The organism is Devosia sp. LjRoot16, from assembly GCF_964252795.1.
In the GTDB taxonomy this organism is placed as follows: Bacteria; Pseudomonadota; Alphaproteobacteria; order Rhizobiales; family Devosiaceae; genus Devosia_A.
Map to the genome: position 1 here is coordinate 188,821 of NZ_CAXUPH020000007.1, position 18,958 is coordinate 207,778.

The 18,958-nt window shown below is 66.8% G+C and carries 19 protein-coding genes; 11 read left to right on the top strand and 8 right to left on the bottom strand.

Going from position 1 to position 18,958, the window contains the following annotated elements:
• The first annotated feature begins 10 nt into the window (after positions 1-10).
• The 9 genes from ACSQ23_RS27355 (at position 11) to ACSQ23_RS27395 (ending at position 8,497) form a co-directional block, all read left to right on the top strand.
• The gene (locus ACSQ23_RS27355) at positions 11-544 is read left to right on the top strand and encodes a VOC family protein (RefSeq protein ID WP_056004038.1); all 534 of its coding nucleotides are present in this window, start codon (positions 11-13) and stop codon (positions 542-544) included.
• Positions 541-1,665 (top strand): mandelate racemase/muconate lactonizing enzyme family protein, encoded by a 1,125-nt coding sequence (locus tag ACSQ23_RS27360; protein WP_056004041.1) that lies wholly within the window; start codon positions 541-543, stop codon positions 1,663-1,665. The genes ACSQ23_RS27355 and ACSQ23_RS27360 overlap by 4 nt, the downstream gene beginning before the upstream one ends.
• 6 nt (positions 1,666-1,671) lie before the next feature.
• Positions 1,672-2,526 carry an amidohydrolase family protein gene (locus ACSQ23_RS27365; protein ID WP_436092574.1) on the top strand — a complete coding sequence of 285 codons (855 nt, stop codon included), beginning with the start codon at positions 1,672-1,674 and terminating at the stop codon, positions 2,524-2,526.
• A complete protein-coding gene (locus ACSQ23_RS27370) occupies positions 2,526-3,914 on the top strand; it encodes an NAD-dependent succinate-semialdehyde dehydrogenase (RefSeq protein ID WP_436092575.1) in 1,389 nt (462 codons plus the stop codon). Before ACSQ23_RS27365 ends, ACSQ23_RS27370 begins: the two co-directional genes overlap by 1 nt.
• Positions 3,915-3,926: 12 nt before the next feature.
• A complete protein-coding gene (locus ACSQ23_RS27375; protein ID WP_436092576.1) occupies positions 3,927-5,000 on the top strand; it encodes an NAD(P)-dependent oxidoreductase in 1,074 nt (357 codons plus the stop codon).
• Positions 4,997-6,061, top strand: coding sequence for an LLM class flavin-dependent oxidoreductase (locus tag ACSQ23_RS27380; protein WP_436092577.1), 1,065 nt, complete (start codon positions 4,997-4,999; stop codon positions 6,059-6,061). Before ACSQ23_RS27375 ends, ACSQ23_RS27380 begins: the two co-directional genes overlap by 4 nt.
• Positions 6,062-6,300: 239 nt before the next feature.
• A complete protein-coding gene (locus ACSQ23_RS27385; protein WP_055877632.1) occupies positions 6,301-7,083 on the top strand; it encodes an IclR family transcriptional regulator in 783 nt (260 codons plus the stop codon).
• Positions 7,084-7,211: 128 nt separating this feature from the next.
• Entirely contained in the window at positions 7,212-7,505 is a 294-nt protein-coding gene (locus tag ACSQ23_RS27390) for a putative quinol monooxygenase (RefSeq protein WP_055877635.1), read from the top strand.
• Between the two features lie 8 nt (positions 7,506-7,513).
• Positions 7,514-8,497, top strand: a complete 984-nt coding sequence (locus tag ACSQ23_RS27395; protein WP_436092578.1) for a fumarylacetoacetate hydrolase family protein — start codon at positions 7,514-7,516, stop codon at positions 8,495-8,497.
• A gap of 236 nt (positions 8,498-8,733) precedes the next feature.
• Here ACSQ23_RS27395 and ACSQ23_RS27400 read toward each other — a convergent pair whose 3' ends face one another.
• From ACSQ23_RS27400 to ACSQ23_RS27420, 5 genes are read right to left on the bottom strand one after another with little or no spacing between them, the layout of a single operon-like run.
• Positions 8,734-10,122, bottom strand: coding sequence for an ADP-ribosylglycohydrolase family protein (locus ACSQ23_RS27400; protein ID WP_436092579.1), 1,389 nt, complete (start codon positions 10,120-10,122; stop codon positions 8,734-8,736).
• 25 nt (positions 10,123-10,147) lie between these two features.
• Positions 10,148-11,068 (bottom strand): ABC transporter permease, encoded by a 921-nt coding sequence (locus ACSQ23_RS27405; RefSeq protein ID WP_436092580.1) that lies wholly within the window; start codon positions 11,066-11,068, stop codon positions 10,148-10,150.
• Entirely contained in the window at positions 11,065-12,132 is a 1,068-nt protein-coding gene (locus ACSQ23_RS27410) for an ABC transporter permease (RefSeq protein ID WP_056004057.1), read from the bottom strand. The genes ACSQ23_RS27405 and ACSQ23_RS27410 overlap by 4 nt, the downstream gene beginning before the upstream one ends.
• On the bottom strand, positions 12,129-13,673 hold the full coding sequence (locus tag ACSQ23_RS27415) for an ABC transporter ATP-binding protein (RefSeq protein ID WP_436092581.1): 1,545 nt from the start codon (positions 13,671-13,673) through the stop codon (positions 12,129-12,131). Before ACSQ23_RS27415 ends, ACSQ23_RS27410 begins: the two co-directional genes overlap by 4 nt.
• A 6-nt stretch (positions 13,674-13,679) precedes the next feature.
• A complete protein-coding gene (locus ACSQ23_RS27420) occupies positions 13,680-14,789 on the bottom strand; it encodes a BMP family ABC transporter substrate-binding protein (protein WP_436092582.1) in 1,110 nt (369 codons plus the stop codon).
• 175 nt (positions 14,790-14,964) lie between these two features.
• Between ACSQ23_RS27420 and ACSQ23_RS27425 the strand changes: the two genes are divergently transcribed.
• Together ACSQ23_RS27425 and ACSQ23_RS27430 are read left to right on the top strand one after the other, a co-directional pair.
• Entirely contained in the window at positions 14,965-15,957 is a 993-nt protein-coding gene (locus tag ACSQ23_RS27425) for a LacI family DNA-binding transcriptional regulator (RefSeq protein WP_436092583.1), read from the top strand.
• A gap of 298 nt (positions 15,958-16,255) precedes the next feature.
• A complete protein-coding gene (locus ACSQ23_RS27430) occupies positions 16,256-16,561 on the top strand; it encodes an acylphosphatase (RefSeq protein ID WP_436092584.1) in 306 nt (101 codons plus the stop codon).
• Between the two features lie 206 nt (positions 16,562-16,767).
• Here ACSQ23_RS27430 and ACSQ23_RS27435 read toward each other — a convergent pair whose 3' ends face one another.
• Genes ACSQ23_RS27435 through ACSQ23_RS27445 form a run of 3 tightly spaced genes read right to left on the bottom strand, consistent with a single transcriptional unit; the run spans position 16,768 to position 18,852 of the window.
• Complete coding sequence (locus ACSQ23_RS27435; protein WP_436092585.1) at positions 16,768-17,391, bottom strand: glutathione S-transferase family protein; 624 nt, start codon at positions 17,389-17,391, stop codon at positions 16,768-16,770.
• The gene (locus ACSQ23_RS27440) at positions 17,384-18,247 is read right to left on the bottom strand and encodes an aromatic ring-hydroxylating dioxygenase subunit alpha (protein WP_436092586.1); all 864 of its coding nucleotides are present in this window, start codon (positions 18,245-18,247) and stop codon (positions 17,384-17,386) included. Before ACSQ23_RS27440 ends, ACSQ23_RS27435 begins: the two co-directional genes overlap by 8 nt.
• Positions 18,244-18,852, bottom strand: coding sequence for a Rieske 2Fe-2S domain-containing protein (locus ACSQ23_RS27445; RefSeq protein ID WP_436092587.1), 609 nt, complete (start codon positions 18,850-18,852; stop codon positions 18,244-18,246). The genes ACSQ23_RS27440 and ACSQ23_RS27445 overlap by 4 nt, the downstream gene beginning before the upstream one ends.
• Positions 18,853-18,958 lie beyond the last annotated feature (106 nt).

Consider the following 18,958-nt stretch of genomic DNA (forward strand, 5'->3'; position numbering starts at 1 on the left):
GGGGAACGCCATGACCGACGCAGCTTTTGCCGCTATCCCGCTGATCGTCCAGAAGCTCGGCCCCAAGCAGATCGCCTTCGTGGTGCGCGACCTCGAAGCCGCGACGAGGCAATGGTGGGATCTTTTGCGCATCGGCCCCTGGACGGCGTGGGAGTATACGCCCGAGATTCTGAAAGATATGACCTACAAGGGGGCTCCGGCCCAGTTCGGGCTGAAGCATGCGCTCGCCTGGAAGGATGGTGTGCAGTTCGAGCTGGTCGAACCCACCACCGGCCCGTCGTTCTTTGCCGATCAGCTGGCGAGCTCCGGCGAAGGCCTCAACCACATCGGCATCCACGTGATGGAGAACCATGCCGAGGCGGTGGCCGAGCTCGAAGCCGCTGGCTTCACCCGCCTGCAGTCGGCCCGGGGCTTCGGCGGTGATGGCAGCGGCGCCTTCGTCTATTTCACCTCCGAAAAGCTCAACGGCCTTGTGCTCGAGCTGATCAGCCCGCCGGCGACCCGCCGCACACCGCTATTCGTCTACCCTGAGGAAGCAAAGTGAAGATCGAGCGTATCGATACCTACGTCGCGCATAACTGGATGTTCGTCGAAGTGACGACGGATAGCGGGCTGAAAGGCGTGGGCGAATCCACCTTCTTCGGCTTTCCCGAGGCGACGGCATCGGTGGCCAAGGGCTTTGGCGAGCGGCTGATCGGCGAAGATCCGTTGCGCATCGAGTACCACAATCTCAGCCTCTATCGGGCCTATTCGATGCGCGGCATGGCCATTGGCGGCGCCATCTCGGCGATCGACCAGGCGCTGTGGGACATCAAGGGCAAGCACTACCAGGCGCCGGTCTGGGACCTGCTGGGTGGCCGGGTGCGCGACAAGGTGCGCGCCATGCTGGTGATCCCCTATGGCACGGCCGAAGAAGTCGCGGCGAGCTGCAAGGCCGCCGCTGAGGACGGCTATACCGCGCTCAAGGTGATGGTCTACCAGCCCGAGCACCACCTGATGGCGTTCGGCGCCAAGGTGAAGGACATGGTCGAGCGCCTGGCGCTGATCCGCGACGTGGTGGGCTGGGATGTCGAGATCGGCATCGAGCTGCACCGCAACATGGCGCTGGGCGAATCCATTGCGGCGATCCGCGAGTTCGAGCAGTTCCGGCCGCTGTTCGTCGAAGACCCGATTCCGCCCGACAGCGTGCTGAGCTTCGGCGAGGTGTCGCAGAAGTCGCGCGTGCCGATGGCGGCGGGCGAGCGCAACACCTCGATCTGGGAATTCCGCGAGTATGTCGAGCATGGCGGGGTGCACCATATCCGCCCCGATGTCGGCATTGCCGGCGGCATCACCCAAACCCGCAAGATCTGCGCGCTGGCCGAGGCGCATCACCAGGGCATCATCCCGCACGCCGTGCCCTCCGGCCCGGTGGCGACCGCGGCGCAGGTGCAGCTCGGCTTTGCCGTGCCGAACTGGGAAGTGACCGAGCACATGCTGCAGGATCGGGCGCCCTGGACCAAGGCGGTGAAGGCGATCGTCCCGGTCATCAACGGCCATTGGCTGCCTAACGAGACCCCCGGCCTCGGCGTCGAACTCGACCATGAGGGGCTGAAGACCATCCCTGTCATCAACAAGGTGCCGCCGACCTCGCTGAAGACCGATGGCTCGGTGGCATTCCGGTAGGCGCCCGTGATCGTCGACAGCCACACTCACGCCTGGGCGCGCTGGCCTTACGAGCCAGAGGTGCCCGACGAGGCCACCAAGGGCGCCGTCGAGCACCTGATCCACGAGATGGATCAGAACGGCGTCGCCGAGGCGGTGATCGTCTCGGCGCGGATCGAGAAGAACCCCGACAACAACGCCTATGGGGCGGCGGCGGTGCGCCGCTACCTCAGGCGCCTCTACCAGTTTGCCGATGTCGATTGCGTCTGGTCGCCGGAGTATCACACGCCGGGTGCAGTGGGGCGCTTGCGGGTGGCGGCGGAGACGCTGCCAATAACGGGCTTTACCCACTATGTTGGCGATAATGATGGCTGGTTCCGCTCCGACGAGGGCCGGTCGTTCTTCAGGCTCGCCGCCGAGCGGAAGCTGATCGCCTCGATCGCCATGGGCCCGGCCTGGGCGGCAGACCTGGGCGCGATCTGCGCTGAAAATCCCGATCTGGTGGTGCTGCTGCACCACATGGGCGGCATCAGTTCAACCGACCCGCGTTCGTCGCTCGAGACGATCGCGACGCTGGCGAAATATCCCAATGTCCACATCAAGCTCTCGGGCTTCCACTATGCGGTGGGGCTCGAGAACGGCTGGGACTATCCGCACCCGAGCGCCATGTGGATCGCCGAGGGGCTCTATGCCGCCTTCGGCGCCAACCGGCTGTGCTGGGGGTCGGACTTTCCGGCGCTGAGCCGCGCCATGACCTACAAGCAGGCGCTCGAAATCGTGCGCGTCCATTGCCGTTTCCTGCAACCGGGGGATCTCGAGCCGATCCTCGGCGGCACGCTCAAGCGGCTGCTCGATAACGCCGCGCCAACGAGGACTTTCTGATGAACGCGCCCGCGCGCCCCGAGACCATGTTCCGTTCGCTCAACCCGGCCACCGGCGAGCAGTTCGGCAGCTATCGCCTGCATGACGGCTCGGAAGTCGAAGCTGCGCTCGAGCGCAGCTTCGCCGCCTGGGGCAGGGTTCGCGACGCAGGAGTCGAAAAACGTGCCCAGCTGCTGCTGGCGCTGGCCGATCGGCTCGAAGCCAATCTCGAAGCGTTCGCGCGGCTGATGACGCTGGAGATGGGCAAGCCCATCAACGAGGCGCGCGGCGAGATCAGGAAGTGCGCCGCAACTTGCCGCACCACGGCCGAGCTCGGACCGGGCTGGCTGGAGCCGCTCGAGGTCCCGAGCCCGGCCCGCGGCAGCCGGGTGCGCTATGAAGGGCTGGGGCCGATCCTTGCGATCATGCCGTGGAATTTTCCGTTCTGGCAGGTGATCCGCTTCTTCGCGCCGGCCTTCCTTGCCGGCAACACCACGGTGGTGAAGCACGCCGAGAACGTGCCGGCTTCGGCCGAGGCGCTGGAGAAGGTGTTCGCCGAGGCCGGCATGCCGGATGGTGTGCTGGTCAACCTGCGCGTCGATCACCCGACCGTGGGGAAACTCATCGGCGACAGCCGCATCCGCAGCGTCACCGTTACCGGCAGCGTCAGGGCAGGGCGGACCATTGCCGGGCTCGCCGGTGCGGCGGGGAAGAAAGCCGTGCTGGAGCTCGGCGGCTCCGACCCGTTCATCGTCTTCGCCGATGCCGATTTCAACGCCGCGGTGAAAATGGCGGTGGCGGCGCGGCACAATAATTCGGGGCAGAGCTGCGTCTGCGCCAAGCGCTTCCTGGTCGAGCAATCGATCGCCGCCGATTTCACCGAGGCCTTTGTCGAGGGCACCCGCAAGCTGAGCTATGGCGACCCGCTGGACGAAAAGCATGGGCTGGGGCCACTGGCGCGCGCTGACCTCCGCGCCGGGCTGCAGGATCAGCTCGATCGCAGCGTCGCCGGTGGGGCGCGGGTGGCGCTGGCGGGCGGCACCGTCGATGGGCCGGGCTTCTTCTTCGCGCCGACCGTCCTGACCAACGTCGCGGACGACAATGTCGCGGCGCGTGAAGAACTGTTCGGGCCGGTGGCGCCGATCTTCCCGTTCGCCGACGAGGTCGAAGCCCTGCGCATCGCCAACGGCACCGAGTTCGGGCTGGCCGCGGCGGTGTGGACGCGCGACGAGGATCGGGCGCGCCGCATGGAGCAGGCGGTCGAAGCGGGCGCGGTGTTCATCAACGACATGGTGCGCTCGGACGCGCATATCTCGTTCGGCGGCATCAAGTCCTCCGGCTATGGCCGAGAGCTGGGGCAGGTCGGCATCACCGAATTCACCAACGCCAAGACCGTGTGGATTGGCTGACGAGGCAATACTATGACGATCTACAACCTGCCGAGACCCTTGCGCGTCGGCTTTGCCTGCAACGCCGATACTTTTGCGCGGATGGCCGATGCCGAGGCGATCGAAGCGCTGTCGAGCCTCGGCAGTTTCGAGCATCATTTGTGCGACGAGCCCTCGAGCTGGGACGAGGCGCCGCCGGAGAATTCCGCGGCGATCGACAAGCTGGTGGCCTTTGCCAGCAACCTCGATGCGCTCCTGGTCTGCCACGGCTCGCCCCGGCTCACCGGCGCCATTCTCGATCGGCTACCGAACCTGAAGTTCATTGCCGAAGTCGAAGGCGATCGTTTCAGCCAGCGTATCGACGTCAACGCCGCCGCCGAGCGCGGCGTCACCGTGGTCGATACCACCAATGGCTCGTCCTATCCGGTAGCCGAATGGGCGCTGGCCATGGCGATGATCGGGCTGCGCAATGCCGGAGCGCTGTTCCGCCGGATGATCGATGGCGAAGTGCTGTTCCAGAAATGGGCAGAGCGCGTCGCCGACCCCGGCTTCAACGGTGAGCTCACCGGCCGCAGTGTCGGGCTGATCGGCGCCGGCTATATCGGCCGCCGGCTGATCGAGCTGCTGCAGCCGTTCCAGGCCGATATCTACGCGTTCGATCCCTATGCGCCGCGCGTCCTCGCCGACATTTACGACATCACGCTGACCTCGCTGGAGCAGGTGATGGCATGCGACGTGGTGATCTCTCTGGTGCCGCTGACCCCGGAGACCAAGCAGATGATCGGCGAGAAGGAGCTCAATCTGCTTCGACCGCGCTCGGTGTTCGTCAATGTGTCGCGCGGTGCGGTGGTCGACCAGGCCGCACTGATCCGCCGGCTGGTGCGGGGTGACGTGGTTGCCTCGCTCGACGTGTTCGACCCCGAGCCGCTCGAGGCGGATTCGCCGCTGAGGACCATGCACAACGTGTTCCTCACGCCGCATATCGCTGGGGTCACGGCGCCCTGCGGTCCGCGCTTCCTGACGCTTGCCGCCGATGAGATCGCCCGCAAATTCGCCGGGCATCGCACCCGGCATGACCTGGTGCCGCGCGCCGGAGTGAAACCATGATTTCGGCCGAGCTTGCCGCCCGCCGCAAGGCGGGGACGCTCAAGATGGGCTACTGCGTGCCGGCCTTCGCCATGCCGAGCCCGGGGCTGTTCCGTGTGCCCAATGTGGCGCGGATCGAGGATGTCGATGTGCTCGGCAATGCCCGTGAAGCAGAGCGGCTGGGCTTTGACTCGCTGTGGGTCTGCGACCACCTGATGCTGGGGCGCGAGCAGGCAGTGCTCGAGGGCTGGACCACGCTGGCAATGATCGCCGGCGCCACCAGCAGGGCGCAGCTCGGGCTGATCCACCAGGCCAACCTGTTCCGCGCCCCGCAGATCGCCGCCAAGATGATGTCGACGCTCGACCTGCTGTCGGGCGGGCGCTTCATCCATTTCTTCGAAGCCGGTATGGGCCGCCCCGAACAGGTGGCCTATGGCCTCGACTGGGATGACAACCACGATGCGCGGGTCGAGCGGCTCGAAGAGGCGATCAACCTGATCAAGGCGCTCTACGCCTCGGACAAGCCGATCGATTTCGACGGCAAGTTCTATCAGCTGAGCGGGGCGCAACTGGCGCCCAAGCCGGTGCAGTCGCACATCCCGGTATGGCTGGGTGAGGCGTTCGACCCGGTGATCGAACTCAGCGGCCGCATCGCCGATGGCTGGAACTCGACGCCGGTGACGCTGACCGAACTGGCGCGCCGGCTGGCGCTGCTCGATGCATCGCTGGCCAAGGCCGGCCGCTCGCGCGCCGAGGTGGAGATCAGCTTCGAGACGCAGATCCTCGTCGCGCCGGATCTCAAGACGCTGCGCCGCAAGGTGGCGGGGCTGGTCGAGCGGATGGTCGAGACCAGGTCGGGCGAGCCGCAGCCGGAGGTGACCGACTTCGTCGCCGGCCGGGTCGACCGGCTGCCCGAGGCGATGACCGGGCCGTGGATCATCGGCACCGCCGAAGAGGCGAAGGCACGGATCACCGAATTGCGCGGGCAGGGGGTCGACCACCTGATGCTGTGGTTCATGGATGCTCCGGAGACGGATGGGATGGCGTATTTCATGGAGGAGGTCGCGCCGGGGTTTCGGTGAGGGTGTGCACCGGCGGTGCGGTGATCCTCCCCCGCGTGGCGGGGGAGGGGGACCAGCGAAGCTGGTGGAGGGGGGAGCCCAAGCCGGCGCGTCCTTCCGCCCCCTCCACCGCCTTCGGCGGTCCCCCTCCCCCGCCACGCGGGGGAGGATCACGGAGAGGCCGGCGCGAGTGAACTGCTTGCACGCTGGTCCCGCAGGTCGCTAATGCCTAAACTCGGGGCAAGGAGAATGGATAGCCAATGATCGAAGACACCGAGCAGCGGGGTAAGGCCGTCCCCGCGCTGGTCCGGACCAAGAAGATTCTCGATGCGCTCAGTACCGGCGGCAAGCCCAAGGGTGTGTCGGAGCTGGCGCGGATGCTGGACCTGCCCAAGAGCACGGTGCATGGGCTTTGCCATACCCTGGTCGATCTCGGCCTGATGATGCGGGTGGGGCCGTCGCAGTTCGCGGTCGGCCCGCATGTGCTGAGCTGGGCCAACGCCTTCGAAGGCCAGAGCGACCTGACGCAGGAGTTCATGCGCATCGCCGAGGCGACCGACCTGATCTCGGAGCAGGCGATTAACCTGTCGATCCTGACCGGCCGGGAAGTGATGTATGTCGCCTGCCGGCGCGGCACCGACCCGCTCGGGGTCAGCTTCCGGCCCGGCGTGCGCCTGCCGGCGCCGTTCACCGCCACCGGCAAGGCGATGATGTCGACGATGCGGCCCGAGGAAGTCGAGGCGCTGTTCGGCGACGAGTGGCCGGAGCCGTGGACCAAGCAGAGTGTCCCCAACCTCAAAACGCTGATGCGCGAGCTCGAGGAGACGCGCGAGCGCGGCTATTCGATCGACGACGGGCAGCTGCGCGACGCCATGGTGTGCTTCGGCGCGCCGGTGTTCAACGCCAGCGACGATCACGCGGTGGCCGGCATTGCCATCGGGCTGCTGCGCGGCGAGGTCAACGACACCTCACGGGCGCAGGTCAGCCACGCGGTGCGGGCGCTGGCCGACAAGCTCAGCCACCGGCTCGGTGGGAATACCTAGCCGAATGTGCGGAATACGACTGGCGTCTACGTTGACATCGGCGCCTGTCATCTAGATTGTTCAATACCGAGAATATCGTTCAGTATATTGAACGATCTGACCAGCGGACACATAGGGAAGGAACCGCAATGATCGTCCTGATCGCCAAGTACCACACGAAGCCGGGCAACGTGCCGAAGGTGCTGGCCGAACTCGTCAAAATGAAGCCGCTGGTGGAAGCCGGCGAGCCGGGCTGCAAGTTCTACCAGGTGTCGAAATCGACCGAGAACGAGAACCTGATCGTGCTCTATGAGCACTATGTCGATGCCGCGGCGCTGGCCGCGCACCGTGAGACGCCGCACTTCAAGTCGATCATCGAGGGCACCGTGATCCCGATGCTCGAAAAGCGCGAGCGCGAGCTCTACGAACTCGCCATCTCCTGAGGTTTGAGATGCGCCTCGTTTCCTTCAAGCTCTCCACTGTCACCGGTCCTCTAACCCGGATCGGCGCCGTGCTGCCGGATGGCCGTTATGCCGACCTGCAGTCGGCCTATCGGGCGGTGCTGGGGGATAACGGGGCATCGCGGGAAGGGGCGGCGCGACTTGCCGCCGCCACCATCCCCTCGGACATGGTGGCCTTCATCCAGAACGGGGTGACTGCGCTCGATGCGGCGCAGTCGGCCCTCGACTGGGTGGCGGCGAAAGACGAAACCGGACCGGATGGCGCGACGCTGGTGTTCGCGCCCGACACGGTGCAGCCGCTGGCGCCGGTGCCGCGGCCGCCGCTGATCCGCGACTTCATGGCGTTCGAGACGCACCTCAAAAACATCTACCCAAAGCTGGGGCGCGAAATCCCGCCGCAGTGGTACGAGCTGCCGGTCTACTACAAGGGCAACCCTTCGGCGGTTGGTGCCGATGGCGATATCGTGGCGATGCCGGCCTACGCCACCAACATGGATTTCGAGTTCGAGTTCGCGGCGGTGATCGGGCGAGGCGGCAGCAATATCCAGCGCGCCGATGCGCTCAGCCATATCTACGGCTACATGATCTACAACGATTTCAGCGCCCGCGAGATTCAGCAGCGCGAAATGTCGGTGGGCCTCGGGCCCGCCAAGGGCAAGGATTTCGAAAAGGGCCACGTGTTCGGCCCCTGGCTGGTGACGGCCGACGAAATCCCCGACATCTATGCGCTGCGCATGCAAGCCACGGTCAACGGTCAACCCTGGTGCGACACCAGCACCTCGACCATGCACTGGCGCTTCGACCAGATGATCGCGCATGCGTCGATGAACGAGATGCTGGTAGCGGGTGAGATTTTCGGCAGCGGCACGGTGGGCGGCGGCTCGGCGGCGGAGGTCGGCAAGACGCTGGCCAAAGGCGACAAGGTGGTGCTGACGATGGATCGGCTGGGCACGCTGAGTAATGCGATAGGGTAGGGCCCAACGCTAAAGCTGGCAGTCGGGATTCCCTCTCCCGCTTGCGGGGGAGGGGGAACCACGCGAAAGCGTGGTGGGAGGGGGGTGCCCCACGCACTGCCCTCTCCTCGCCCTTTTCCCTGCGCGCCGGTGGTGCGCGGACGGGGCAGGGCCGGTGTTTGCGGCACCCCCCTCCCACCAGCCTTTCGGCTGGTCCCCCCTCCCCCGCAGGCGGGAGAGGGACGCCGACTGCGGGATTAGCGCCTAGCCTTCCTTACCGCCTCCACCGTCTGCCCCACCAGATCATCGAACGCGATCTTTGCCGGGCGGCGCATGTAGGTGACGATGTCGTCGACCAAGAGGGGGGCGGACCAGCGGTCGGCGATGATCGAGCTGCCGTGCTGGATACCGAGGACGCAGAGCATCTGGGCGGCGTTGCAATCGACGTCGTGGCCGATGCCGCAGATGATCTCCAGCGTCAGGTCGAAATCGCCATTGCCGAACCACAGCGCCACCACCTGCGCGGCGGCGTTGGGGTAGACGTGGATCCAGTTGTACTCGATGTACTCGGCGTCGCATTTGGCCCAGGCGGTCTGCCAGTCCGCGGAATTGCGGCAGGCCTCGAGGGCGAAGGCGAGGACGGCGCCGTATTCGGTGCGGGTCGAGAACAGGTCGATGGTGGAAACCAGCAGCGCCTTGCTGTCGGTCTCGGTATAGGCGCGGGCGGCGAGCACGGCGTTGAACACTTCGCCGAGGATGCCGTTGCCGGCGGCGGAGATTTCGGCGTCGAGCCAGGCGAGGCGGGCGGCTTCGCGAGCCTCTCCGGGGGCGACCATGCCGCAGATGGTGCCGCGCATCTGGCCGCCGATCCACTCGTCGAAGGGGTTATCGAGCGAACCGGTGAGGGGCGGCAAGAGGCCACGGCGGATGCTGGCCAGCGCCACGGCTTCGGCCGACCAGCCCATCGGGATCAGCGCGGTCCAGCGTTCGGCGATGTCGGCGCCGGTGACGGCGTGGCCCTTGTCGGCGAAGGCCTCGAGGAAGGCGATCTCGAAGGTGATGTCGTCATTGTAGGTGTTGGGCTCGCGCACGTAATCGCGGATCGGGCCGAACACTTTGGCGATGTTCTCGGCGGTATAGCCTTCGAGCGCCGTGCCGGCAGCGGCGCCGACCAGCTGGCCGAGCCAGGCGGCGCGGGTGCGGTCGACGAAATCGGGGCTCGCCACATCGACGGCGGTATCGGCGGGCCAGCTGACGTCGGCATCGAAGGCCGCCCAATCGGGGTAGCGGAGGGTCTGCTGGCTCTTGTGGTTGGGGTCGGTCACGGCGGCGCGCATAATGGCGCGGAGGCGGAAGTCGATGGTGTAGAGCGCTTCGTAGTCCTTCTTGCCCAGGGCATCGAGGCCCTGCTGCAGCAGCTCGCCATAGGGGGCGAGCACGAAGCCCTTGCTCTCGAGCGATTGCAGCGCGCCGGCCATCAGGCATTCGGGCGCGGCCGAGCCGGGCACGTTGCTCTGCCAGTACATCGCCATCAGCATGTCGCCGCCATTCATGATGGCGCTGGCGTCCCAGGTCTGCTCTTCGGCAGTGCGGACGATCGGCAGGGTGTCGCGCAGCAGGTCGCGGGTCAGTTCCCAGGCTTTCATGGGCTACCTTCGGTTCTAGGGGTGGTCAGGAAATCTTGCGGGCTTTGGCCTGTCGGCGCGCCGCGTAAACGGTGAGCATCACGGCGGGTACGATGTAGGGGATCATCTGCATCAACTCGCTGGGCAGGCCCTTGGTCTGCATGGTGATGGCGACGGTCTCGGCAATGCCGAGCACGGCGGCGGCGGCAAAGGTGCCCCAGGCGGTGCCCATGCCCATCACCTCGGCGGCAAGCGCGATGAAGCCGCGCCCGGCCGTCATGTTCTGCGCGAACCAGCTGACATAACCCATTGAGAGGTAAGCGCCGGCAGCGCCGCCGAGCACGCCCGAGAGGGTCAGCGCATAGAGCTGCACGCGGTTGCGCGAGATACCGGCGGCGGCTGCCGCCTTGGGGTCGGACCCGACGGCGCGGATGTGGAGGCCGAACGGCGTGCGGGCCAGCATGATGGCGACGGCCGGCACGGCGAGGATGGCGAGATAGGTCAGCATGTGGTGCCCGGAGAGCAGCGGGCCGAGGATCGGCACGCCGCCGAGCAAGGGGATGTCGAGATTGGGCAGCACGCCGCTTTTCAGGGCGCCCGACATCCCCTTGTCGCCGGTGGCGAGGAACAGGCCGAGCGTCGTGGCGGCCAGCGCCGCCATGTTCAACGCGATGCCCGTAATGATGAACTGGGTGCCCAGTCCGTTGATGAAAAACGCCATCAGCGCGCCGAGCAGGCCGCCGCCGATGAGCGCGGCGAACAGCCCGAGAAACGGGTTGGCGGTGGCGGCGCTGACCAGCACGCCGATCAGCGCGCCCGACAGCATGATGCCCTCCATGCCGATGTTCAGCACCCCGGCGCGATCGGAGATCAGCACGCCGAGCGCCGCCAGCAGCAGCGGGGTCATCACCCGCAGCACAGTGGCGAAGACGGCGGGGTCGGCGATGGCGCCAAAGAACTCGATCATGCACCCTGCTCCTGGCCCTTGATGTCGCGGATCAGCCGCAGGAAGGCGGGGTGGCGGAAGATGGCGGCGGCGGTGACCGCCAGCATGATGGCGGCTGTCACCAGCCCGACGATCTCACTGGGCACGTCGAGGTTGCGCGCCAGCATGTCGCCGCCGACCTGGAGATAAGCGAGGAACAGAGCCGCGGGGATGACGAGGAACGGGTTCTCGCGGGCGAGGATGGCGACGGTGATGCCGGTCCAGCCGTGGCCGGGCAGCCCGGTCCAGGAGAAGCGGCTATAGAGCCCAAGCACCTCGATGGCGCCGGCCATGCCGGCGATCAGCCCGCCGGCGATCTGCGCCTGCATCAGGAGCTTCGACGAGGCGAGGCCGAGATGGCTGGCAAAGCCGGGGCTCGAGCCGACGATGCGGACATTGAGGCCGGAGCGGGTGCCATAGAGCCAGATGCCGCCGAGGAGGCACGCGACGAAGGCGATGATCACCCCTGTATGGAGGCGAGTGCCCTGCAGCAGCCGATCGAGGGTAAAATCACCGGGGAGTTTGTAGGACATCAGCGCCCCGGCATTGGGGTCGCGCAGCACGTAGTTGAGTACATAGACGCCGGCGAACAGGAAGGCGAAGTTCAGCACCAGCGAGTTGACCATCTCGGAAGCGCCGAAGCGCACGCGCAGGTAACCCGGGACGATACAGGCGAGCGAGCCGACCAGCGCTCCGACCAGGATGGCGGCAGGCGTCGCGACAAAGCCGGTGAGCGGCAGCAGCACGGCGGTCGCCGCAGCGGCGAGGCCGCCGAGAAAGAAGCTGCCCTCGACGCCGAGGTTGAACATGCCGGCGCGGAAAATGATGGTGGCGGCAAGCCCGGTCATCATGGTCGGCGTCGCTGCTTCGAGGATATTGCCCATATGGCGGATGGTGCCGAACGGGCCGAGGACGAAGAGCCGCAGCACCTCGAGCGGATCCGGCTGCGACAGCGCCAGCGGCACCAGCACGGCGAGGATCACCAAGCCGATGACCAGGGCAGTGAGAGCGAATTCGGTGAGGCCGGCGAGAATGGAGCGGGTCATGCGGCCGTCTCCAGACCGAGCATATAGGGGCCGAGCGCGGCGGGCGTCAGGCCGGCATGGTTTTGGAGGTCGGCGACGATTTTGCCGTTGAACAGCACCAGCACCCGGTCGGCGAGGCGCAGCAGCTCATCGAGATCGGCGGTGATCAGCAGCACGGCGGCGCCGTCGCGGGCGGCGAAGTCGATGCGGCCATGCAGCAGGGCGGCGGCGGCGACATCGACGCCGCGGGTCGGCTGGTCGGCGATCAGCAGTTTCGGCGAACCGGCAAGCTCGCGCGCGGCGATCAGTTTCTGGGCGTTGCCGCCCGACAGCGAATCCAGCCGTTCGCCGGTGCCGCCGGCCCGCACAGCGTAATCGGCGATCATCTGCTGCACCCGCTTGCGGATGGCGCCGCGACGCAGGAACGGACCCCATTGCAACGCCTTGTCGCCATCGGTGCCGGCAATGGCGTTGTCGGCGAGGCTCAAGGCGGCGGTGCCGCCGCGGGCGTAGCGATCGGCGGGCAGGTAAGCGAGGCCGGCCTTGCGCCAGTCGGGCGCGGTGGCGCGTGACATGTCGGCGCCGGCAAGGCGGATGCCGCCGGTGGCGGGATGCATCAGCCCGCTCAGCACGCCGACGAGGCCGCGCTGGCCGCTGCCATCGACCCCGGCAATGCCGACGATCTCGTCGGCGCGGATCAAAAGCGAGATGTCCTCGATGCGGTCGGCGGGGTCGCGCGAGCGGGTGGAGACGCGGTCGAGTTCGAGCACCACCGGCGCGTCGGTGCGCTGGCGTTGGCGGCGCGGCACATCGACATCGCGGCCCATCACCATGCGGGTGATTGTCGTGTCGTCGACCTCGGCAAGCGGCGTGGTGCCCACCACCCTGCCGGCGCGCAGTACGGTGACGGTTTCGGCCAGCGCCCGCACTTCGTGCAGCTTGTGCGAGATGAAGAGGATGGTCATGCCGGCGGCGCAGAGGTCGCGCAGGCGGTTGAACAGCTCTTCGATTTCGGGCGGCGACAGCACCGCGGTCGGCTCGTCGAGGATCAGCAGGCGGGTATCGCGCGACAGCGCCTTGAGGATCTCGACCTTCTGCTGCGCCGCGACCGACAGCGTGTCGGTGCGCGCATCGGGGTCGACGGCGAGATCGAAGCGCTGAGTCAATTCAACCACCTGGCGGCGCGCCTTGCTGCGATCGATGAAGATCGAGCGACGCGGCTCGTGGCCGAGGATGATGTTCTCGGTGACGGTGAGGATGGGGACCAGCGAGAAATGCTGGTGCACCATGCCGATGCCGTGCTTGCCGGCGAAATCAGGCGTCGCGGTATCGACCGCGGCGCCATCGATCAGGACCTGTCCGGCGCTCGGGTTTTCGAGCCCGAACAGGATCTTCATCAGGGTGGATTTACCGGCGCCGTTCTCGCCGCAGATGGCATGGATTGCACCCCTCCGAATATCGAAGGCGGCATCGGTGAGGGCCACGGTGCCGTTCGGGTAGGTCTTCGACACTCCCCGGAACGAGACGATGGGGCCCTCGGCCAGGTGCGGCGAGTTGCTCATCGGCGCTTACGGACGGACGGCGTCGCGGATGGCGTTGATCGCGGCGGTGTCCATGCCGAAGGCGGTCGGCACGACCACTTCGCCGGAAGCGATCTTGGCCTTGGCGTCGGCGATGGCGGCCTTGGTCTCGGCCGAAGCGAGCTTTTCGTAATTGCCGGTCTCGACGATGCCGACGGCGCCTTCAGCGAGCCCGACCGTTTCGGCCGAACCGAAGGGGAGCTTGCCTTCCTTGTAGAGGTCGTAGGCGCGAACGAGGCTGACATCGACGTTCTTCAGCACCGAGCTCACCACCTGGCTGGCAATCGCCGGATCGCTCTCGGCAAAGATCGCTTCCTGGTCGGAATCGACGCCGAGCACGAACTTGCCGGTTTCCTTGGCGGCAGCGGCCTGGCCGAGGCCGGCCTGCGAGGCGGCGATGAAGCCGAGCGCCACGCCGGAGCGATACTGGGCGAGCCCCAGTTCCTTGCCCTTGGCTGCATCGGTGAACGAGCCGGCATAGGCGACGGAGACCTTGATGTCAGGAGTGACCGACTGGGCGCCGGCGATGTAGCCGACGAGGAAGTCGTTGATCACGGGGATATCCATGCCGCCGAGGAACCCGAGCGCCGTGCCGGCGTCAGCCGGCAGGCCCGACTTCAAGAGGCCCGCGGCGAGGATGCCGCCGAGATAGGAGCCTTCGTTCTGCTTGTACTGCACGGCGTAGACGTTGGGGTAGGCGCCGCCTTCGAAGGGGAGGCTCGCATCGAACAGGATGTACTTCTTGTCCGGGTACTGGTCGGCCACGGCGCCCAGGGTTTCGGAGAGCGAGAAGGTGCCGCCGATGATCAGGTCCCAATCCTGCTCGGAGACTTCGAGCAGCGCCGGCTCCCAGCCGGTCGGATCGTCGCCGATCTCGAGCACCTTGGTCTCGACCTCTTCGCCGTACTTCGCCTTGATCTCCTCGATGCCCTTGTTGGCCGAATCGAAGAACGACTTGTCGCCGAGCGCGCCGTTGACCAGCAGCAGCACCTTGTCGGCGGCGAGGGCGCCGGCGGCGGTGGCGGCGAGCAGCGCGGTGGCGCTGACCAGCCCGAGGGCAGCGCGGCGCAGCGCCACGCGAGTTACCGATTTAGTCATGAAAAACTCCTCCAGAGCGATCCGATGAAACTGAACGATCAGGTCGTTTAATCGTGTAAATAGATAAGCGAGGTGCTATAGGGGGAGTCAAGACAGATTTCGTCGTAGTCCGCTAACCACTTGGCAGCGCTACGAACTTCGTCCACAGATGGCGACGGCGGGGCATGGAGATCAGATGAGCAGGGGCAGGAGCCCGACCATCAAGGATGTGGCGAAAGTCGCCGGGGTCTCCTCGGCGACGGTGTCCTATGTTCTCAACGATCTCAACAAGGTAACGCCGGAAGTTGATGCGCTGGTTCGGCGCGTGGCGAAGGAGCTCGGCTACTCGCGCAACAATGCGGCGCGGGCGCTGAAGACCGGCCGCAACAACATTATCGGCTGTATCCTGCCCACCCTCACCAGCCCGGTGTTCCCGGAAATCGCCCAGGCGGTGCAGTTGCGCGCCGAGGCGCATGGCTATGCGACACTGGTGATCGATTCCGGCAATGCGCCGATGCGTGAGGAAAAGGTGGTGCGCACCCTCGCCAAGCATGGTGTCGATGGCGCGGTGGCGCTGCTGCACCCGAAGTTCAAGCTCGCCGACCCGCCGCTGTTCCCGATCGTCTCGCTCGACGCGAAATTCCCCGGGCTCGACAGCGTGCATGCCGATCATTATGCGGGCGGCCGGCTGATGGCCGAGCACGCCATCGCGCTTGGGCATCGCCGCATCGGCATGCTCTCGGGCTTCCAGGATCTCACCAGCAGTTTCGAGCGTCGCCAGGGGTTCGTCGATGCGGCAGCGGGGCGGGTGGAGCTGGTTTGGGAAGTGAACGTCCAGCTGGTGCCGCAACTGCCGCCCGAAGCGGTGGCTGCCATCCGCCGACGCGAGGTGACGATGATCGCCTGCGTCAACGACCTCGTCGCCATCGCGGCGCTGAGCGTCTTGAAGGATAGCGGCATGAGCGCGCCCGGCGACGTTTCGGTGTTCGGCTTCGACGACATGCAATGGGCGAGCTGGCCGCTGATCGATCTGACCACCATCCGCCAGCCGCTGGCCGAGCTCGGCAGCCGCGCCGCGGACCTGTTGATCTCGCGGCTCGACGATCGGCAGCGGCCGGTCGTGGATGTGGTGCTGCCGGTGACACTGGTCGAACGCGGCTCGACGGCGCGGGTGCCCCCTCTCCCCTGAGGGGAGAGGGTAGTGCAGCTAGGACCGTGAGGTCCGTAGCGAAACTCGGGTGAGGGGTTCAGCTTCTCTGCGAGCGCGAGTTGCGCCGCTTCACCCCTCATCCGGCGCTTCGCGCCACCTTCTCCCCTGAGGGGAGAAGCGACCCGACTGGGACGCCGGAGATGCCCGCCATTCATCGCCGGTGTGCTTGGCTACCCCTCACCCTGACCCTCTCCCCAGAGGGGAGAGGGGACGCACTCGGCGTGGGTCCGGTGATGCGGCTCGACCGTCCGGGTCGAAACGGCTTAGGGTGCGAGCGATGCACAATCACTATTCCACCGATGTCGAAGGCGGCGCGCCGGTACGGCGGCGCTATGCGATCAGCGGCCGGCTGGAGGTGGCGAGCTATCTGGAATTCGTCGCCGAGCGCGCCCGCTGGCTCGATATCCGCGGCTGGGTGAGCGGTGACGGATCGGCGGTGACGCTGGTCGCGGCCGGGCCGGAGGCGCTGGTCGGGGCGCTGGAAATGGCGTGCACGCTCGGACCGCTCGAAGCGCTGGTCGAAACGATCGAGGCTGTGGACGAGGCGGGGCCGGTGGGGAACGGGTTTGAGGTGCGGGGCTGAGGACTAGCAGTCGGGATTCCCTCTCCCGCTTGCGGGGGAGGGGGAACCACGCGAAAGCGTGGTGGGAGGGGGGTGCCCCACGCACTGATCGTGGGCGGATGGGGCAGGCGCTAGTGTCTGCGGCACACCCCTCCCACCAGCCTTTCGGCTGGTCCCCCCTCCCCCGCAAGCGGGAGAGGGACGCCGACGGCGGGCTTCAATGATCGCTAAAAGTAATCCGGTACCCCCGGCATGCCGACAAACCCCGGGAGCTTCCGCACCTGGCGTTGCCAGAGGTTGATTGCCGGATAATCCTCGTGGCCGATGCCGGCGTCGTGGCTCAGCGCCACGTAGGGGAACATGGCGATGTCGGCGATGGTCGGGGTGGCGCCGACCAGCCATAGGCCGCCGGCCTGGGCGCGGTCGGCGAGGTGGTCGTCCAGGAGGCGGAGGGCGGCGCGGGCCTTGGCCTGCAGCGCGGCGAGATCGCCGGGGTAGCTGAGCATGGCGATCATCCGGGCGCCGGAGATGGCCATCAGCTCGCCGCCGGCAAAGCTCAGCCACATCATCACGGAACCGAAGCGCACGTCGCGCGGCAGCCACTGGCCTGACGCGTCGTAGGTGTTGGCGAGGTGGCAGAGGATGGCCTGGGCGTCGCGGAGGACGAGGCCAGCGTCCTCGAACACCGGCAACTGGCCGAGCGGGTTGAGCGCGAGGAATTCCGGACGCTTGTGCTCGCGGCCGGGGAAGAAGTCGACGGCCTGGGTTTCATAGGCGATGCCGAGCATGCTGAGCAGCAGGCGCACCTTGTAGCAGCTGCCCGAGAGCACATAGTCGTAGAGCTTAGGCATTGGCCAAATCCGTGCGCGGTTCCGTGCCGAAGCGCAGCTGCTTTTCCTTGAGCCAGCGGCGGTAGAGCACCGAGCTCAGGTCGGCGCGGGTCGGGGTTTCGCGGCCCGGCTGCAGCGGCAGCAGCGAGGGGCGCTGGTTCTCGAGCACGATCTTGTCCTGGACGAAGATCATCTGCTGGAAGGCGCTGAGTTCGGCATCGGTGCTGGTCAAGTCGATCACCAGCATGAAGGCGTGCGCCACCGACACCGCCTCATCGGCGGGCTGGACGAACAGCGCGATGACGTCCCAGCGGTCGGGCGCGGTGGGCGGGGTCTTGTAGAGCATGACGTTGAAGGGGCTCACCACCCGATACATGTACTTGCTGATCTGGCCTTCGTCGGAGGCGGCGGCGGCCTTGGGCTGGTAGAACTCGCATTTGGTGGCCCAGAGCTCGTCGACATCGCGGCGCTGCTCGACCTCGTATTTGGCCACTTCCGGGTGCGCCTCGGAGCCGAGGATATCGGTGTGGACATAGGGGAAGTGGGCGAGATCGAGGAAATTCTCGACCAGCCGCAGGCCGGAGGCGCGGACGCGGACCGGGCCGCAGTGGATCCAGCGCCGATCCGGTTCGCGGCTTTCGGGCAGCTCGAACAAGTCGCGCTCCGGCGTACCGAAACTGGTCCACAGGTGCCCGTAATCGGTGCGGACGGGGAGGGCGCGGCCGGCGGCACGGACCTCGACGCCATCGGTAAGCCGGCGGACGGTGAGATCTTCACCGAGGAGGCGGGAGGGGACCTCGGCACCAGCGGGGAAATCCTGGAGCGCGCCGAGCGTGTACCACTGGTCGAGCGCGGCCCGGTCGTCGGTGAGGCTCATGCGGCGGCTTCCTGTTCGAGGCTTTGGCGCAGGGCCCGCAGGTGCGCCGTGGCGGCGGCGATATCGGCGCCGGCGCCAGTCGCGTGCAGCATGGTTTTTGCGGCATGGGCGCGGTGCCAGCCGAGCTGCAGGGTGCCGCCGGCGAAGGGCAGGGCAATGAGCGGCTCGGCAGTCGAGCCGCCCAGCGCGGCAAGCACACGTTCGGGGGCCGCTTCGACGGCGAGGCTGATCACCGGGGCCAGCGCGGGCAGCAGCGGCGGTGGGTCGGCGCTGTCGCTGCTCATCCAGACCATGCCGCCGGTCTCGGTCGCCGCATAGGCATTGGCGCGGATGGTGGGCGGTACGGTCAGATCCGGGTGGGCCGGGATGCGCAGGCAGTTGGCGCCGGCGCCATATTGCCAGCCGTGGTAGAGGCAGTTCAGCGCGTTGCCGCGCACGAAGCCGAGGCTCAGCCGCATGCCGCGATGCGGGCAGCGATCCTCCCAGACCTGCGCCACGCCATCCTCGCCACGCCAGATCATCACCTCGCGGGTGTCGACGATCACCGCCCGGGTAATGCCGACGGGCACATCGCGGCTCAGGGCAATCGGTATCCAGTCAGCCATGGGCGAGACGTCCTTGGTTAGCGATGGTCAACGCATTGTATGCAATGCACGTGCATTTGATCAAAGAATGGGCAACTCGATCGGTCGTGCGGATGCATTAAGCATT